Raw genomic sequence first — 17,031 nt, 5'->3', positions numbered from 1 at the left:
CGCGTACACCGGGCCGCCCGTCCGTCGGCCCGCCGGCTCGTCCGCCGCCGGGGCAGCCGGCCTTGTCCGGGCGCCGGGCGCGGGGCTGTCCGTACGTCGGGCCGGGGCTGCCCGTACGCCCGTCCTGCCCGTACGCCGCCGGCTTGCCCGCACGGCCCGGCCGCCCGCACGCCGTCGGGCCGCCCGTACGCCGGTGTCGCGCGGGGCGGGCCGCGCTATCCGGCCGTCGTGCCGAGCAGCCGGCGCAGCAGCACGGCCAGCTCCTCGGCCTCCCGTTCGTCGAGCGCCGCCTCCAGCGCCTCGCGCTGCACGGCCAGACCGGCCGTCACCGCCCCGTCCACGACCTCCCGACCCCGGTCGCTGAGGGTCACCCGCAGGGCGCGCCGGTCGTGCGGGTCGGGGCTGCGGCTGAGCAGCCCGGCCCGCTCCAGCTTGTCCAGCCGGCCCGTCATGCCGCCGGTCGTCAGCATCAGCGTGTCCGACAGCTGGCGCGGGGACAGCGTGTACGGCTCCCCGGAACGGCGCAGCGTCGCCAGCACGTCGAACTCGCCGCGTGAGACGCCGAAGGGCGCGTAGGCGCGGTCCATCCGCTCGCCCATCGCGTGCGCCAGCCGGTACACCCGGCCGAAGACGGCCATCGGCAGCGTCTCCAGGTCGGGGCGCACGACCGCCCACTGGGCGGTGATCGCGTCGACCGCGTCGACCGCGTCGGCGGGTTCCACGGTGGGGCCGGTGCCCGCGGGGGCGCCGGGGTCCGCGGGGGCGCCGGTGCCCGCGGGGGCGTCGGGGGCCGGCGTGGGGGTGGGGCTCGCGTTCATGGCCGCAGTCTTCCCGCGCGAGCCCTTCGCTCGCAAGGAAGCAACCCGACGGTAAGCAACTTGTCAGCAACTCGTCCGCAAGTACCTTGCCAATAATTAGCTTAGCGCTAAGCTAGTTACTGCCAAGCTATTGATCGGAGGGGTCGCCATGCCGTCCCGCGCCGCCGTCGTCGCCGTGACCGCGCTCGCCCCGGTGTCCTGGGGCACCACCTACGCCGTGACGACCGAGTTCCTTCCGCCCGACCGGCCGCTGTTCACCGGGCTCGTGCGGGCCCTGCCCGCCGGGCTCGCCCTCCTCGCCCTCACCCGCACGCTCCCGCGCGGTGCCTGGTGGTGGCGGTCCGCCGTGCTGGGCGCGCTGAACATCGGTGCCTTCTTCCCGCTGCTCTTCCTCGCCGCGTACCGGCTGCCGGGCGGGGTCGCCGCGGTGGTGGGCTCGGTCGGGCCGCTGTTCGTGGTCGGTCTGGCGGCGCTGCTGCTGGGCGAACGGCCCACGGTCCGGGCCCTGTCCGCGGCGACCGCGGCGGCCTTCGGGGTGAGCCTCGTGGTCCTCACGGCGGGCGCCGCATTCGACTGGGTCGGTGTGGTGGCCGGGCTCGCCTCGTCGGCGTCCATGTCCGTCGGCACGGTCCTCACCAAGCGGTGGGGCCGGCCCGCGGGGACCGGACCGCTCGCCATGACCGGGTGGCAGCTCACCGCGGGCGGGCTCGTCATCGCCCCGGTCGCCTTCCTGGTCGAGGGGGCGCCGCCCGCGCTCGACGGGGGCGCGCTCCTCGGCTACGCCTACCTGGCCCTGGCGAACACCGCGGTCGCCTACTGGCTCTGGTTCCGCGGCATCGGGCGCCTCTCCGCCACGTCCGTGACCCTGCTCGGGCCGCTCTCGCCGCTCACCGCCGCCGTCGTGGGCTGGGTGGCGCTCGGGCAGTCCCTCGGCCCGGTGCAACTGGTCGGCATGGCCGTGGCGTTCGCGGCGACCGTGGCCGGGCAGATCGCACCGCGCCCCGTGCGACCGTTCAGCTCCACTGAACAGACTGGACAGACCGATCGAAAAGTTTCGATGGACCTCACCGTTCCGGCGGCGCGACGGTAGGGCCCGCCAACCACGGACCCGGCCGTACGGGCGGGAGAGGGGCGGTAACGAGCGTGACACTCCTGGACCTGGCCGGCCCGGCGGCACCGCCCCACCGGCCTGACGGCCACCGACCCGGCCCGGCGGCACCGCCCCACCGGGCGGTCAGACCGTGCGGACCCCGCCGGCGGGACCGGACCGCCCGCGTCCCCGGCGCGGCGGGACCGTCCCACCGACCCGGTCGGGGGCGGTCCCGTCGTCCGGCCGGGGGCGGCGCGCAGGTGCCGCGCGCCGCCCCGGCCGCTGCTACTTGTCGGCCGCCTGCGCCTTCAGCGCGCGCTCGACGCCCGCGCGGGACTCGGAGACCAGCCGGCGCAGCGCCGCGCTGGGCTCCGCGTCCGCCAGCCACGCGTCCGTGGCGGCGAGGGTGGCCTCGGACACCTGGAGCGACGGGTACAGACCGACGGCGATCTGCTGGGCCATCTCGTGCGAGCGCGACTCCCACACGTCCTTGACGACGGTGAAGAACCGCTCCGTGTACGGGGCGAGCAGCTCACGCTGGTCGGTCTGGACGAACCCGCCGATCACGGCCTCCTGCACGGCGTTCGGCAGCTTGTCCGACTCGACGACCGACGCCCATGCCTCCGCCTTGGCCTCCGCCGTGGGCCGGGCGGCCATGGCGGTGGCGGCGTGCCGCTCACCGGCCGCGGTGCGGTCCCGCTCGTGCTCGGCGGCGATCTCCGCCGCGCCGAACCGGCCCGTCGCCGCGAGCCGCTCGACGAACGCCCAGCGCAGCTCGGTGTCGACCTCCAGGCCCTCGACCGTCTCGGTGCCGTCCAGCAGGGCGTTCAGCAGGTCGAGCTGCTCGTCCGTGCGGGCGGTCGCCGCGAAGGCGCGGGCCCACGCCAGCTGGTGGTCGCTGCCCGGCGCGGCCGCCCGCAGGTGCTCCAGGGTCGCCTCCGTCCAGCGGGTCAGCCCGGCCTCGCGCCACTGCGGCGCCGCGTACAGGTCGAGCGCGAGCTTGACCTGCCGGTGCAGCGTCTGGACGACGCCGATGTCCGTCTCCTTGGCGATGCCCGACAGCACCAGGTCCAGGTACGCGCGGGTGGCGAGCTCGCCGTCGCGGGTCATGTCCCAGGCGGAGGCCCAGCACAGGGCGCGCGGCAGCGACTCGGTGAAGTCGCCCAGGTGCGCCACGACGTTGCGCAGCGACTCCTCGTCGAGCCGCACCTTGGCGTACGACAGGTCGTCGTCGTTGAGCAGCACGACCGCCGGCCGGCGCTTGCCGACGAGCGCCTCGACGCCGGTCAGCTCGCCGTCGACGTCCAGCTCGACCCGCTCGGTGCGCACCAGCTTGCCCGCGTCGTCCAGGTCGTACAGGCCGATGGCGATGCGGTGGGGCCGCAGGACCGGCTCGCCCTGGGCGCCGGCGGGCAGGGCCGGGGCCTCCTGCTTCACCGCGAACGACGTGATGAGGCCGTCGGAGCCGGTGTCCACGACCGGGCGGAGGATGTTGATGCCGGCCGTCTCCAGCCACTTCTTCGACCAGTGCCGCAGGTCGCGGCCGGAGGTCTCCTCCAGCGCGCCCAGCAGGTCCGACAGGCGGGTGTTGCCGAACGCGTGGCGCTTGAAGTACGCCTGCACGCCCTGGAAGAAGGCGTCCGTGCCGACGTAGGCGACGAGCTGCTTGAGCACCGACGCGCCCTTGGCGTACGTGATGCCGTCGAAGTTGACCAGGACGTCGTCGAGGTCGCGGATCTCCGCCATGATCGGGTGCGTGGACGGCAGCTGGTCCTGCCGGTACGCCCAGGTCTTCATCGAGTTCGCGAACGTGGTCCACGAGTGGGGCCAGCGCGAGCCGGGCGCGGCGGCCTGGCAGGCGATCGACGTGTACGTGGCGAACGACTCGTTCAGCCAGAGGTCGTTCCACCACTCCATGGTCACGAGGTCGCCGAACCACATGTGGGCCAGCTCGTGCAGGATCGTCTCCGCGCGCACCTCGTACGCCGCGTCCGTCACCTTCGACCGGAACACGTACTGGTCGCGGATGGTCACCGCGCCCGCGTTCTCCATCGCGCCGGCGTTGAACTCCGGCACGAACAGCTGGTCGTACTTGGCGAAGGGGTACGCGTAGTCGAACTTCTCCTGGAACCAGTCGAAGCCCTGCCGGGTGACCTCGAAGATGGCGTCCGCGTCCAGGAACTCCGCGAGCGACGGCCGGCAGTACACGCCCAGCGGCACGACCTGCCCGCCCGGGCCCTCGTACGTCGAGTGCACGGCGTGGTACGGGCCGACGATGAGCGCCGTCACGTACGTCGACATGCGCGGCGTCGGCTCGAAGGCCCAGACGTCGTCCTGCGGCTCCGGGGTCGGCGAGTTCGAGATGACCGTCCACCCGGCCGGCGCCTTCACGGTGAACCGGAACGTCGCCTTCAGGTCCGGCTGCTCGAAGCTGGCGAACACCCGCCGCGCGTCCGGCACCTCGAACTGGGTGTAGAGGTACGCCTGGTCGTCGACCGGGTCGACGAACCGGTGCAGGCCCTCGCCGGTGTTGGTGTACGCGCAGTCCGCGACGACCCGCAGCTCGTTCGTGCCCCGGCGCAGGTGCTTCAGCGTGATCCGGGAGTCCCGGAAGACGGACGCCACGTCGAGGTGCCGCCCGTTGAGCACCACCTCGTGGACGGCGGGCGCCACCAGGTCGATGAACGTCTGCGCGTCGTCCTCGGCGGACTCGAAGCGCACCGAGGTCACGGACCGGTAGGTGCCGCCCTCCTGCGCGCCGCTGAGATCCAGGTCGATCTCGTACGCGTCCACGGTCAGCAGCGCCGCGCGCCGCTGCGCCTCTTCGCGGGTCAGGTTCGTGCCAGGCACCCGGTCATCTCCTCCATGTACGACTTTGGGGGCCATCCTTCCACGCGCCGAGCGGATCACGGAGTGGGAGAACGGGGTGCGCGGGTCGAGGGCGGCGGGCGGCGGCGGACACGGGCGGCGGGGTGCGCGGGTCGAGGGCGGCGGGGCACGGAAAAGGGGCGCCTACGCCGTTCGGCGGAGGCGCCCCCAGGGGCGTGGGGCGCGGTGCGTCAGCCCCGCAGCTCAGCTGCGACCAGCTCGGCGATCTGCACGGCGTTCAGCGCGGCGCCCTTGCGGAGGTTGTCGCCGGACAGGAACAGCGCCAGACCGTTCTCGACCGTCTCGTCGACGCGGATGCGGCCCACGTACGAGGCGTCCTTGCCGGCCGCCTGGAGCGGCGTCGGGATCTCGGAGAGCTCCACGCCCTCGGCGTCGCCGAGCAGCTCGTGGGCGCGCTCCACGCTGATCGGACGCGCGAAGCGGGCGTTGACCTGGAGGGAGTGGCCGGAGAAGACCGGGACGCGCACGCAGGTGCCGGAGACCTTGAGGTCGGGGATCTCCAGGATCTTGCGGGACTCGTGGCGGAGCTTCTGCTCCTCGTCCGTCTCGAAGGAGCCGTCGTCGACGATCGAGCCGGCCAGCGGCAGCACGTTGAAGGCGATGGGGCGCTTGTACACGCCGGGCTCCGGGTACGCCACGGCCGCGCCGTCGTGGGTGAGCTCCGTGGCGCGGTCGGCGACGGCCCTGACCTGGCCGTCCAGCTCGGCCACGCCGGCCAGGCCCGAGCCCGAGACGGCCTGGTAGGTGGTGGCGACCAGGGCGGTCAGCCCCGCCTCCTGGTGCAGCGGCTTCAGCACCGGCATGGCGGCCATGGTGGTGCAGTTCGGGTTGGCGATGATCCCCTTGGGGCGGTCCTTGACCGCGTGCGGGTTCACCTCGGAGACGACCAGCGGCACCTCGGGGTCGCGCCGCCACGCGGAGGAGTTGTCGATGACGACGGCGCCCTGCGAGGCGACCTTCTCCGCGAGGGCCCGGGAGGTGGCGCCGCCGGCGGAGAACAGCACGATGTCGAGGCCGGTGTAGTCGGCCGTGGCGGCGTCCTCGACGGTCACGCCGTCCAGGACGGTGCCCGCCGACCGGGCGGAGGCGAACAGCCGCAGCTCCTCGACCGGGAAGTCCCGCTCCGTGAGGATGCTGCGCATGACCGTGCCGACCTGACCGGTGGCTCCGACGATTCCGACCTTCACGGGGACTCCTCCGTACGTACGTGCTGGGCGCTGGTCCATGATGCGTCGGCCCCCGGCCGCCTCGCCAATCCATTGTCCACGGGGTGAGAAGGACCACGCGGGGCGTGGGGCCGGTCGGGAAGGGGAAAGGGCGGGCGCCCGCGGGACGCCCGCCCTCACGCTCCGTATCCCTCCAGATTACGGAGTGACCCCGCCGATCACGACGCTGCCGGAGCCCGCGGCGGTGCCGCGCGCGTTGAGCAGCTGCACCTCACCGAAGAACCGGCGGCCGTCGGGGGCGGCGCCGTTCACCACGACCTCGGCGCCGAACCGCGCGGAGGCGCCGTTCGCCAGCGACACCGTCGAGGCGGCGTCGACGCGCACCTCGCCGAGCGCGGAGGAGAAGTACACGTCCTTGTAGTCGAAGGCGGTCTCACCGGCCGGGACCGAGTAGCCGTCGACGACGATCGTGTACGTGCCCGCGGCGGGCTTGACCAGGGACACCGACTCCTCCGAGTCGCCGTCCGCGGACGAGCCGACCTGCACGCCGTCGCGCAGCACCGTCAGGTCCAGGTCGGCGGCCTTGTCGGAGACGTTGCCGATGGCGACGTCGAACCGCTCGACACCCTCGCCGAGCTGCACGGTGGTGCGCTGGACGGCGTGGTGGGCGAGGGTCGGACGGGTGACCTTGGCGGAACCGAGCGAGCCGCCCCGCAGCTTGCCCTCCAGCGCGGCGAAGCCGTTGGTGACGGTCCACTGCACCGGCGCGGCCTTGCCGGGGGTGACCTCCGGCAGGGTCTGGACGGCCGGGTCGAACGTGGCGCCGAGCACGGCGACGTCCAGCTTGTACGGGTTGTCCAGCAGCGGCGACGTGCGGCGCGACTCGACCTCGATCTCCCAGACGCCCGGCTGCGGGTTCGGGTAGGACCGCAGGTCGGGGCGGCAGGTGTTGGCCGGGTTCGGGTAGTTCGGGTAGCAGTTCACCGTCGACGTGGGGTCGGACGGGACGCCGTACGGGTGGATCGCGACGAACCGGGTCTGGCTGTCCTTCGCCAGGCCGCCCAGGGCGACCTCCAGGGACTTGGCGCCGGCCGGCACGTCCACGAAGTACGAGCGGTGGCTGTTGCGCTGGACCGAGCCCTCGGCCGACAGGGCGAAGGCCGGCTTGGCGAGCTGCCCGGCGGCGACGACGGTCGTCAGGACCTGCTTGTCGATGCCGCGGGTCCGCGGGTCGGTGATCTCCAGGACGGCGCTGTGCACACCGGCGCTGCGCGGCTTCGCGGCGACCTTCACGGTGACCGGCTTGTTCAGCGGCAGGTCCACCTCGTCGCTGCCGACGACGCGGAAGGTGCGCTCGTGGTTGTTCTCGAACCACAGCTCGTGCCGGACCGGGCGGTCGGCACCCGTGGTGCGGGTGACGGTGATCTCGTAGACCTTCTCCTGGCCGACCTTGGCGCCGCCCTCGCGGTCGTACAGACCGGTGCCGTGGCCGGGCTCGGCGAGGAACTGGTCGAGCGCCGTGTCGACCGGCGCCTTGACGGTGTACTCGTGGGCGTGGGCGCCGCGGAGCACCTCCTGCCAGGCGTCGACGACGTTGATGCGGCCGGCGCCCTGCTCGTGCGCCTGCGTGCCGGGGATCCGGTCGGCCTGGCTGACCACGGCGGTGCGCAGCTTCGCGGGCGTGAGGTCGAGCCCCTGCTGCTTGGCGGCGGAGAGCATCAGCGCCATCGCGCCGGTGGCCTGCGGGGCCGCCATCGAGGTGCCCTGGAGCATGGAGTAGCCGGCCGGCAGCTCGTAGCCGGCCTCGCGGACGGGGCCGCCGGGCGACCAGGTCTGCGTGGTGTTGACGGCCGCGCCGGGGGCGCTGATCGTCGGGGCGAAGCCGCCGTCCTCGCGCGGGCCGCGGGAGGAGAAGGGCATCATCGCGTACGGCGTGGAGACGGCCGAGCCGTAGTTGGCGGCCCAGGTCTCGCGGGACGCCGCGGCGCCGACGCTGACGACCTTGTCGGCCAGGGACGGGTCACCGATGGTGTTGACGCCGGGGCCGCTGTTGCCGGCCGAGATGACCAGCTGGACGCCGTAGGTGTCGATGAGGCGCGTGTACAGCCGGGCGCGGGCGTTGTTGCCGTCGTTGAGCGCCGGCAGACCGCCGATCGACATGTTGACGATGTCGACGCCGCGGTTCACGACCAGGTCGATCATGCCCTCGGTGAGCGCGACGTTGGTGCAGCCGCCGCTCCAGGTGCACGCGCGCGAGGAGACCAGCTTCGCGCCGGGCGCCGCGCCGTTCATCCTGCCCCCGAAGAGGCTGTGGGCGGCGGTGATGCCGGCGACGTGGGTGCCGTGCGAGCCCTCGATGACGCCGATGTTGACGAAGTCCGCCTTGGCGCCGGCGCCGTTGTACACGACGTCCTTGCGGATCTCGACGACGAAGGGGATCCGCTCGACGACATCGGTGGCCGGGTCGTCGGTGCCGAAGTACCCGACCTGGAAGCCGTCCTTGTACGGCTTCATCGCCTCGTCGTCGCCGAAGTCGCCGTTGGCGTTCAGGTCGACGCGGACGGTGCCGGCGGCCGGGTCGTACAGCACGCCCCAGACGTCGGTGGTGTCACCGTCGCGGTTGAGGTCGCCGTCCATGTCGCCGCCCTTGGTGGCGGCCTCGGCGAAGGTGCGGAACCGGTACGCGCCCTCGGGCGCCTGCCAGCCGCGGCCCTCGGCGGTGAAGGACGGGCCGGACACGCCGACGTCCATCCGGCGCCAGGTGCCGTCCCCGTCGGCGACCGGGTCGGTCGCCGTCACCCAGTCGACGATCTTGCGCTCGCCGGTGGTGGTCTTCTGCAGCGCCGGGTGGCCGAGGTCGACGCCGGAGTCGAGGATGCCGATGGTGACACCGCGGCCGTCCGCGGCCGGCCACTTCCGCACGAAGTCGACGGCGCCCGTCTCGTGGGACGGGTTGTACGGGTTGGCCGCCGGGGTGGTGCGGCCCGGCGCCGGGTACGTCCCGGCCGTGCCCGCGGTCGCGCCCGCGCGGTCGGCGGCGGGCGTCGGGTCGTCCAGCCGGATCTCGTGCTTCAGGTCGATGCCCTGCACGCTGGAGAGCTTGGCGGCCGCGCCGATGGCGGCCTCGGCCCGCGCCGTGGGGACGGTGGCGCGCACGTAGCCGAGCTTGTCGTGGGCGACGCCGACGGTGCCGCCCTCGACCGCGTCGAGCTGCCGGGCGACCTGCTCGGTGGCGCCGGGCGCGGTCGCCACCATGAGGGTGATGTTCTTCTGGCCGCGGGCCTCGGCGTCGGCCAGGCGCTCCGCGTCGTCCGAACCGAGCTTGGCGGCGGCCGACTTGGCCGGTTCGGGAGTGGTCGCCGGGGGCTCGGCGGGGGTGGCGAAGGCGGGAGCGGCGCCGGTCGCGACGAGCGCGGCGACCAGGCCGGCGGCGGCCGCGATGCGGGCCGCGCGTCTCGCCCCGGGTATGGGGCTGGGGGGTTCGAGGGTCATCAGCATCCCTGTGCAGTGGAAGGACGGGTCCGGATTCCGGTACCGGATGACCGCTGAGCCTTGCGTACGCGACCGGGTCTTGTGGAGGTCTGGCGGAGGGGGAATGGTGCCGTGGCGGACATCCGCCACCGCGGCCCGTACGCCATCGGGAACAAACAGGGAGATAGTGAACTCGTCAACCATCGGCCGGAGTTGTCCGTAGCCTTCAGCGGGTGAGAAGGACCCTGAGGGTGGCGGCCTACGCCGTGTGCGTACGGGACGGACGGCTCCTGTTGGCCCGCGGCGCCGCGGGGGACGGCGCGGGGGCGTGGACCCTCCCCGGCGGCGGCACGCGCCACGGGGAGGACGTCCTCGAAGCGGTCGCCCGCGAGGTCGAGGAGGAGACCGGCTACCGCGCCGAGATCACCGCCCTCCTCGGCGTCGACACGCTCCGCCGGGAGCTGCGCCGGGGCCGTGCCCGGCGGCGGGTGGACCACCACGCCGTGCGCGTCGTGTACGAGGGCCGCATCACCGGCGGCACCCTCCGCCACGAGGTGGGCGGCACCACCGACCTCGCCGCCTGGCACCCGCTCGCCGACGTCCCCGCCCTGCCGCGCGTCGCGCTCGTCGACACCGCCCTGCGCCTGTGGCGCGACCGCCCGCCGACGGGCCGCCCGGCCCCCCTCCGCCCGGGTCCCGGCGAGGACGGCTGAATCCGGCTCAACCCCCGTGAGCGGTCCGCCCGGACGCTCAACCCGCGGGGCGTCCCCGCGGTCCCCACCCACGACCGCACCCGCAGTCGTCAAGGAGGGGACACCCCATGCCCGTACGCAGCACCAGAGGCGCCCTCGTCGCCGCCGCCCTCGCGGCGGCCGTGACCGCCACCGCGCTCACCGCCCCCGCGGTGGCCGCCCCGACCGGCCCCGACGCGCGCGCCGGCCGCCACGAGGCCACCCGGAAGGCCGCGGAGGAGATGGTGCGGGCGGGGGCGCCGGGCGTCCTCGTCCAGGCCCGCGACCGGTACGGCGTCCGGAACGTGGAGGCGGGCGTCGCCGACCGGACCACCGGGCGCGAGCGCCGGCCGCACGACCGCTACCGCATCGCCTCCATCACCAAGACGTTCGTCGCCACCGTCGTCCTCCAGCTGGAGGCGGAGGGCCGCCTCGACCTCGACGACAGCGTCGAGAAGTGGCTGCCCGGCGTCGTCCGCGGCAACGGCCACGACGGCCGGCGCGTCACCCTGCGCCAGCTGCTCAACCACACCAGCGGAATCTACGACGTGACCTCCGACCCCGCCTTCCAGGCGAAGGTCTTCGGCCCGGACTTCCTGCGCCACCGCTACGACACCTGGACCCCGCGGCAGCTCGTCGGCATCGCCATGGGTCACGCCCCGGCGTTCGCCCCCGGCACCGACTGGCAGTACTCCAACACCAACTACGTCCTCGCCGGGATGGTCATAGACGAGGCCGCCGGCCGCCCGTACGCCGAGGAGGTCGAGCGCCGGATCATCCGCCCGCTCCGGCTGCGCGCCACCTCCCTGCCCGGGACGGACCCGCGGATGCCGCGGCCCGCCGGCCGCGCGTACTCCACCCTCGGCGGCGACCCGGCCGACCCGGCCACGGGGGTCCACGACGTCACGGAGCTCAACCCGTCCGTGGCGGGCGCCGCCGGCGAGATGGTCTCCGACGGCGCGGACCTCCAGCGGTTCGTACGGGCGCTGATCACCGGTCGGCTGCTGCCGCCGGCGCAGATGAAGGAGCTGACGAAGGCCGTCCCGGTGGAGTCCGGCGACGGGCGGAACGCCTACGGCCTGGGCGTGGTGCGCCAGCAGCTGAGCTGCGGCAAGGAGGTGTGGGGCCACACGGGCGGCATCCACGGCTCCGGTTCGGTCGTCGTGTCGACCCGCTCGGGCGACCACACCCTGGCGGCGAACGTCAACGGCGACTGGGTGGGCGGCCTGGACAAGATCGTGGAGGCGGAGTTCTGCGGGTGACCCCCGCGCCGTCACCGCGGCAGGACCACCACGTAGGCGGCCGGCGCGCGATCGCCGGCCGCCATCAGGGCGGTCCGCACCACGACGGCCTGCTGGTCGGCGGCGTCACGCAGCTTGCGCGGCGTCAGGTGGACGACCGTGATCCCCAGCCGCTCCAGGTACTCGCGTTTGCGGGTGTACTCCGACCGCAGGGCGTCCTCGTCCCGGTGCGGCGCCCGCGTGTCGAGCTCCACCGCCACGGCGTGGTCCGGCCAGTAGGCGTCCACCCCGCCCAGGTGCGGTCCGCCGGGCAGCCGCAGGTCGACGTTCCACACCGGGTCCGGCAGGCCGTGATCCCGCACCATCGCGTAGAGCCGCTCCTCCGCCACCGCCCGGCCCTCGGCGAGGAGCGAGTCCACCGCGTCCACCACGTGCGGCCGGGACAGCAGCCGGGCCCGGGACAGCTCCCGCACCACCGGGGCCGGCTCGCAGTACCCCTCGCGCACGGCCTCGGTGAGCAGCCTGCGCACGGTCCGCGGGTCGGTCAGGCCCTCCACGGCGTCCGCCAGCGCGCGCGCCACCGGCGCGACGGGCAGCCCCGTCAACTCCTCGGCCGCGGGAGGCTCGTGGGCCGACGCCCGCACGATCCGGACGAAGCCGGTGGACCGCAGCCGGCGGGTGCGCGGCACGAGGACGTCCACCCGGTCCAGCGACAGCAGCCGGGGAGCGGACCGGAAGCCGTGCAGCGCGAGCGCCGCCAGCCCCGTGATCATGGATTCGCCGAACCCGGCCCCGTCGGCGGGACCGGGCCGCCGCCCCGTGTACAGCAGGGCGGCGTGCAGCCGCTCGTCACTGGTCGGCGGCCCCGGGTGCAGCAGGTACACCCCCGGCAGCAGCTGCTGCCAGGGGCCGCCCGGCCGGCTCTGGGCGGCGACCTCGGCGGCGGGCACGCCGTGCGCCCGCAGCTGCGCGGCGGTCAGGACGCGGCGGGGCGCGTCGGAGAGGTCGGACAGGGGGCGGGGGGGAAGCGGGGTGTTCTTCATGCTCGGGAAGTGCCCGCCGACTCCCGCCCTCCTAACCGCTGTTACACGCCCGTCGACAATCCGGGACGAGCCCGTCCTAAAGGACGGACGTTCGATTGCCGATGATGGAAGTTTCGCCCGGCTTCCGCTTCCGGCTCCGGCTTCCGGCTGTCGGAAGCCGGCCTCCGGCTTCCGCTCCCCGCCGCCCGCTCCCCGCCGCCCGCTCCCCGCCGCCCGCTCCCCGCCGCCCGTCAGGCCGCGGCGTCGCACTCCTGGGCGCGCAGGGCGCGGGCCAGGTCGTCCCGCGCCTCCAGCACCAGGCGGCGCAGCGCCGGCGCGCCGTCCTCGTGCGCGGCGAGCCACGCGTCCGTCGCCTCCAGCGTCGCCGGGTCGTCCTGGAGCGACGGGAACAGCCCGCGCACCACGTCCATCCCGATCTGGATCGACCGCTCGGCCCACACCCGCTCGATGGCCGCGAAGTACTTCTGCGCGTACGGCGCGACGAGCTCCCGCTGCGACGGCTGCGCGAACCCGGAGATCACCGCCTCCACCAGCGCGTTCGACAGCCGGTCGGACTCCACGACCTGCGCCCACGCCTGCGCCTTCACCGCCGCCGACGGCCGGGCCGCCAGACAGCGCACCTGGTGCCGCTTGCCCGACGCGGTGTCGTCCCGGGCGAGCTCCGCCGCGACCGCCGCCTCGTCGGCGCGGCCGTGCGCGGCGAGCGGCTCCAGGAACGCCCAGCGCAGCTCCTGGTCGACGTCGAGTCCGTCGACCTTCTCCGTGCCCGCCAGCAACCCCTCCAGGAGGGCGAGGTCGGCGTCCGCCGAAGCGACCGACGCGAAGAACCGCGCCCACGTCAGCTGGTGCTCGCTGCCGGGTTCGGCCTGCCGCAGCTCGCGCAGCGCGCCCTCGGCGAGGAGCCGGCCGCCCGTCGCGCGCCACGCGGGCACCGCGTAGTGGACGAGCGCCGTCCGCGCCCACGCGTGGAGCATCTGGAGCACGCCGATGTCGGTCTCGCGGCCCGCGAAGTCCAGGACCAGCGCCACGAAGTCCCGCGCCGGCATGAGGGCGTCCCGCGTCATGTTCCACAGCGCTGACCAGCACAGCGCCCGCGCCAGCGGGTCGTCGACGTCGCCGAGGTGGGCCCGCAGCGTGGCGAGCGACCCCTCGTCGAAGCGGACCTTGCAGTACGTCAGGTCCTCGTCGTTGACCAGCACCAGCGCCGGCCGCTCGGCGCCGGCCAGCTCGGTCACGGTGGTGCGCCGCCCCGTGACGTCCACCTCGGCGCGGGCGTAGCGCACCAGCCGGCCGTCCTCCAGCCGGTACAGCCCGACCGCCGCGCGGTGCGGGCGCGGCTCGGCGCCGTCCTGCTCGACGACGAGCTCGGCGACGCGCCCGCCGGCCGTCCCCGCCCCGTCACCGTCACCGGTCGCCTCGTCGTACGTGAGGACCGGCGTGAGGGCGTTGACGCCCGAGGTCTCCAGCCAGGACCGGGACCACGCCTTCAGGTCCCGCCCGGAGGTCTCCTCCAGTACGGCCAGCAGGTCGCCGAGGGTCGTGTTGCCGTACGCGTGCCGCTTGAAGTACCGGCGGGAGCCCTCCAGGAACGCCTCCCGGCCCGCGTAGGCGACGAGCTGCTTCAGCACGGCCGCGCCCTTGGCGTACGTGATCCCGTCGAAGTTCAGCTTGGCGTCCTCCAGGTCGCGGATGTCGGCCGTGATCGGGTGCGTCGACGGCAGCTGGTCCGCGCGGTACGCCCACGCCTTGCGGTTGTTGGCGAACGTGGTCCAGCCGTTGGTGAACCGGGTCGCCTCCACCATCGAGAAGGTGCCCATGAAGTCCGCGAAGGACTCCTTCAGCCACAGGTCGTCCCACCACTTCATGGTGACCAGGTCGCCGAACCACATGTGCGCCATCTCGTGGAGGATGACGTTGGCCCGCCGCTCGTACGCCGCGCGGGTCACCTTGCCCCGGTAGATGTACTCCTCGCGGAAGGTGACCATGCCGGGGTTCTCCATGGCGCCGAGGTTGTACTCGGGCACGAACGCCTGGTCGTACTTGCCGAAGGGGTACGGGTAGTCGAAGGCGTCGTGGAAGAAGTCGAGGCCCTGCTTGGTGACGAGGAAGACGTCCTCCGCGTCGAAGTGCCGGGCGAGGCCCTTGCGGCACATCGCGCCGAGCGGGATCTCCAGGTCGCCGCGCCGGTAGACGTCCGTGACGTGGTGGTACGGCCCGGCGACGACGCAGGTGATGTACGTGGAGATGGGGCGGGTCTCCGCGAACCGCCACACGCCCGCCTCGCGGGACTCCTCCGCGCCGTTGCTCCACACCGTCCAGCCCTCGGGCGCCGTCACCTCGAAGCGGTAGGGGGCCTTCAGGTCGGGCTGCTCGAAGTTGGCGAAGACGCGACGCGCGTCGGCCGGCTCGTACTGCGTGTACAGGTAGACCTCGCCGTCCTCCGGGTCCACGAACCGGTGCAGGCCCTCGCCGGTGCGGCTGTAGGCGCACTGCGCGTCCACCACCAGGACGTTCTCCTCGGCGAGGCCGTCCAGGGCGATCCGCGCCCCGTCGAAGACGGCCGCCGGGTCCAGCTCCCGCCCGTTCAGCGTGACCGAGGTCACCGAGGGGGCGACCAGGTCCGCGAAGCTGCCCGCGCCCGGGGTCACGCAGCGGAACCGGATGGTCGTCACGGACCGGAACGTACGCTCCCGCTCCTCGCCCTCCCCGACGGCGGACCGCAGGTCGAGCGCGACGTCGTACCCGTCGACGGACAGCAGGGCGGCCCGCTCGCGGGCCTCGTCGCGGGACAGATTCTCACCGGGCACGGGCACTCCTTCGTGGCTCGTTGGTTCGGCGGTGATCCTCCCACGCTGCCGGACGCGCGATAAGCGGGAATGCCCTCGTCGCCCCCCGGTGTTGTCGCGGTGGAGCGCACCGCACCTTCCCCGCGCGACGCCCGGATCCGAGGAGAGAGATGCCCGAGACGAGGACCACCGCCGACTTCTGGTTCGACCCGCTGTGCCCGTGGGCGTGGATGACGTCCCGCTGGATGCTGGAGGTCCAGGAGGTCCGCCCGGTGGACGTGCGGTGGCACGTGATGAGCCTCGCCGTCCTCAACGAGAACAAGCTCGACGAGCTTCCGGAGGAGTACCGGGAGATGCTCGCGACGCAGGCCTGGGGCCCGGTGCGGGTCGCCGTCGCGGCGGAGCAGCTCCACGGCCCCGAGGTGCTCGGCCGCCTGTACACGGCGATGGGCACCCGCTTCCACAACGAGGGCCTGGGCCCGACGCGCGAGGCGATGGCCGCCGCCCTGGCGGACGCCGGGCTGCCGGCCGGGCTGCTGGAGTACGCCGAGAAGGACACGTACGACGCGGAGCTGCGCGCCTCCCACAAGGAAGGCATCAACAAGGTCGGCCAGGACGTCGGCACGCCGGTCATCTCGGTGCCGGGCCCCGACGGCACGGAGGTCGCCTTCTTCGGACCGGTCGTCACCCCCGCGCCCAAGGGCGAGGCCGCGGCGCGGCTGTGGGACGGCACGCTGCTGGTGGCGTCGACGCCCGGCTTCTACGAGATCAAGCGCACGCGCACCGAGGGTCCGATCTTCGACTGAGCCCCACGACCGGGCCCGGCCACCGGCTCCGGTCACCGGTCCCGCCCTCCCGGTCACCGGTCCCGCCCTCCCGGGCCCCGGTCATCGGCTCCGGCCCGCTCCCGGGTCACCGGTCCCGCCCACCGGGTCCCGACACGCCGAACGGCCCCCCGCGAGTCCTGTCCTCGCGGGGGGCCGTTCCTCCATCCGCCTGCCACGTGAAGGGTGAGAAGACGATCACGAGCAGGACGACCTGGGCGCGGTGGGCCGTCAGGGGGCGATGAGCGGCGTGCGGTCCTTCGCCTCGGCATAGCGCTTGGCCACGTCCTGCCAGTTGACGACCTGCCACATGGCCTCGATGAAGTCCACCTTCTGGTTCCGGTACTGGAGGTAGAAGGCGTGCTCCCAGGCGTCGAAGACCAGGATCGGGACGGAGCCCTGGCCGACGTTGCCCTGGTGGTCGTAGACCTGCTCCACGATGAGGCGGCCGCTGACCGGCTCGTAGGCGAGGACGCCCCAGCCGGAACCCTGAGTCGTCGCCGAGGCCTTGGTCAGCTGCGACTTGAAGCGGGCGAAGGAGCCGAACGACTCGGCGATCGCGTCCGCGAGCTCGCCGACGCCGTCCTTCTCCAGCGGCTCGCCACCGCCCTCGCCCGTCATGTTGTGCCAGTAGATGGAGTGCAGGATGTGGCCCGAGAGGTGGAAGGCCAGGTTCTTCTGGAGGCCGTTGATGGCCCCCCACTGGTCCTTGTCCCGCGCCTCCTCCAGCTGCTCCAGGGTGTCGTTCGCGCCCTTGACGTACGCGGCGTGGTGCTTGTCGTGGTGCAGCTCGATGATCTCCGGGCTGATGACGGGCGCCAGCGCCGCGTAGTCGTAGGGAAGTTCCGGAAGGGTGTAGATCGCCATGGCCGAGCCTCCGACTGCTTATTGCAACCTATGTGCAGGTGCAGGCTAGCAGCAGCGGCCCGTCGAGTTGATCAGCCCTTCGTCGTAGGTCCGGGGGTCGTGCGG

The 17,031-nt window shown here is 73.6% G+C and carries 11 protein-coding genes; 4 read left to right on the top strand and 7 right to left on the bottom strand.

Going from position 1 to position 17,031, the window contains the following annotated elements:
- Nucleotides 1-215: 215 nt before the first annotated feature.
- Nucleotides 216-818: a MarR family winged helix-turn-helix transcriptional regulator gene (locus NRO40_RS09605; RefSeq protein WP_079047362.1), complete on the bottom strand. Its 603-nt coding sequence runs from the start codon at nucleotides 816-818 to the stop codon at nucleotides 216-218.
- Nucleotides 819-966: 148 nt separating this feature from the next.
- On the opposite strand from NRO40_RS09605, the gene NRO40_RS09600 reads away from it, so the two are divergent.
- Nucleotides 967-1,908 (top strand): EamA family transporter, encoded by a 942-nt coding sequence (locus NRO40_RS09600; protein WP_058944247.1) that lies wholly within the window; start codon nucleotides 967-969, stop codon nucleotides 1,906-1,908.
- A 285-nt stretch (nucleotides 1,909-2,193) separates the two neighbouring features.
- On the opposite strand, the gene pepN (NRO40_RS09595) is transcribed toward NRO40_RS09600, so the two are convergent.
- The 3 genes from pepN (NRO40_RS09595) to NRO40_RS09585 all read right to left on the bottom strand — a co-directional run bounded on the left by pepN (NRO40_RS09595) (nucleotide 2,194) and on the right by NRO40_RS09585 (nucleotide 9,455).
- Nucleotides 2,194-4,758 (bottom strand): aminopeptidase N, encoded by a 2,565-nt coding sequence (pepN, locus tag NRO40_RS09595; RefSeq protein ID WP_058944246.1) that lies wholly within the window; start codon nucleotides 4,756-4,758, stop codon nucleotides 2,194-2,196.
- A gap of 209 nt (nucleotides 4,759-4,967) precedes the next feature.
- Nucleotides 4,968-5,984: an aspartate-semialdehyde dehydrogenase gene (locus NRO40_RS09590; RefSeq protein WP_058944245.1), complete on the bottom strand. Its 1,017-nt coding sequence runs from the start codon at nucleotides 5,982-5,984 to the stop codon at nucleotides 4,968-4,970.
- Nucleotides 5,985-6,161: 177 nt separating this feature from the next.
- The gene (locus NRO40_RS09585) at nucleotides 6,162-9,455 is read right to left on the bottom strand and encodes a S8 family serine peptidase (protein WP_058944252.1); all 3,294 of its coding nucleotides are present in this window, start codon (nucleotides 9,453-9,455) and stop codon (nucleotides 6,162-6,164) included.
- Nucleotides 9,456-9,667: 212 nt separating this feature from the next.
- Here NRO40_RS09585 and NRO40_RS09580 point away from each other — a divergent pair, with 212 nt between their 5' ends.
- Both NRO40_RS09580 and NRO40_RS09575 read left to right on the top strand, forming a co-directional pair.
- Entirely contained in the window at nucleotides 9,668-10,147 is a 480-nt protein-coding gene (locus NRO40_RS09580; protein WP_198549433.1) for an NUDIX hydrolase, read from the top strand.
- Nucleotides 10,148-10,254: 107 nt separating this feature from the next.
- On the top strand, nucleotides 10,255-11,427 hold the full coding sequence (locus NRO40_RS09575) for a serine hydrolase domain-containing protein (protein WP_058944243.1): 1,173 nt from the start codon (nucleotides 10,255-10,257) through the stop codon (nucleotides 11,425-11,427).
- A gap of 11 nt (nucleotides 11,428-11,438) precedes the next feature.
- On the opposite strand, the gene NRO40_RS09570 is transcribed toward NRO40_RS09575, so the two are convergent.
- Both NRO40_RS09570 and pepN (NRO40_RS09565) read right to left on the bottom strand, forming a co-directional pair.
- The gene (locus tag NRO40_RS09570) at nucleotides 11,439-12,449 is read right to left on the bottom strand and encodes a hypothetical protein (protein WP_058944242.1); all 1,011 of its coding nucleotides are present in this window, start codon (nucleotides 12,447-12,449) and stop codon (nucleotides 11,439-11,441) included.
- Nucleotides 12,450-12,679: 230 nt separating this feature from the next.
- On the bottom strand, nucleotides 12,680-15,256 hold the full coding sequence (pepN, locus tag NRO40_RS09565; RefSeq protein WP_058944241.1) for an aminopeptidase N: 2,577 nt from the start codon (nucleotides 15,254-15,256) through the stop codon (nucleotides 12,680-12,682).
- A gap of 149 nt (nucleotides 15,257-15,405) precedes the next feature.
- Here pepN (NRO40_RS09565) and NRO40_RS09560 point away from each other — a divergent pair, with 149 nt between their 5' ends.
- Nucleotides 15,406-16,041 (top strand): mycothiol-dependent nitroreductase Rv2466c family protein, encoded by a 636-nt coding sequence (locus NRO40_RS09560; RefSeq protein ID WP_058944240.1) that lies wholly within the window; start codon nucleotides 15,406-15,408, stop codon nucleotides 16,039-16,041.
- A gap of 249 nt (nucleotides 16,042-16,290) precedes the next feature.
- Here the strand turns inward: NRO40_RS09560 and NRO40_RS09555 are convergent, their stop codons facing one another.
- A complete protein-coding gene (locus NRO40_RS09555) occupies nucleotides 16,291-16,926 on the bottom strand; it encodes a superoxide dismutase (RefSeq protein WP_058944239.1) in 636 nt (211 codons plus the stop codon).
- Nucleotides 16,927-17,031: the final 105 nt, after the last annotated feature.

Source organism: Streptomyces changanensis, assembly GCF_024600715.1.
Taxonomy (GTDB): domain Bacteria; phylum Actinomycetota; class Actinomycetes; order Streptomycetales; family Streptomycetaceae; genus Streptomyces; species Streptomyces changanensis.
This window is presented reverse-complemented; position numbering and strand designations above follow the sequence as displayed.

Excerpts from the sequence above, each read along its gene's own strand:
- NRO40_RS09605 (WP_079047362.1), bottom strand. The coding sequence starts at position 818 with ATGAACGCGAGCCCCACCCCCACGCCGGCCCCCGACGCCCCCGCGGGC.
- NRO40_RS09600 (WP_058944247.1), top strand. The coding sequence starts at position 967 with ATGCCGTCCCGCGCCGCCGTCGTCGCCGTGACCGCGCTCGCCCCGGTG.
- NRO40_RS09585 (WP_058944252.1), bottom strand. The coding sequence starts at position 9,455 with ATGACCCTCGAACCCCCCAGCCCCATACCCGGGGCGAGACGCGCGGCC.
- NRO40_RS09575 (WP_058944243.1), top strand. The coding sequence starts at position 10,255 with ATGCCCGTACGCAGCACCAGAGGCGCCCTCGTCGCCGCCGCCCTCGCG.
- NRO40_RS09570 (WP_058944242.1), bottom strand. The coding sequence starts at position 12,449 with ATGAAGAACACCCCGCTTCCCCCCCGCCCCCTGTCCGACCTCTCCGAC.
- NRO40_RS09560 (WP_058944240.1), top strand. The coding sequence starts at position 15,406 with ATGCCCGAGACGAGGACCACCGCCGACTTCTGGTTCGACCCGCTGTGC.
- NRO40_RS09555 (WP_058944239.1), bottom strand. The coding sequence starts at position 16,926 with ATGGCGATCTACACCCTTCCGGAACTTCCCTACGACTACGCGGCGCTG.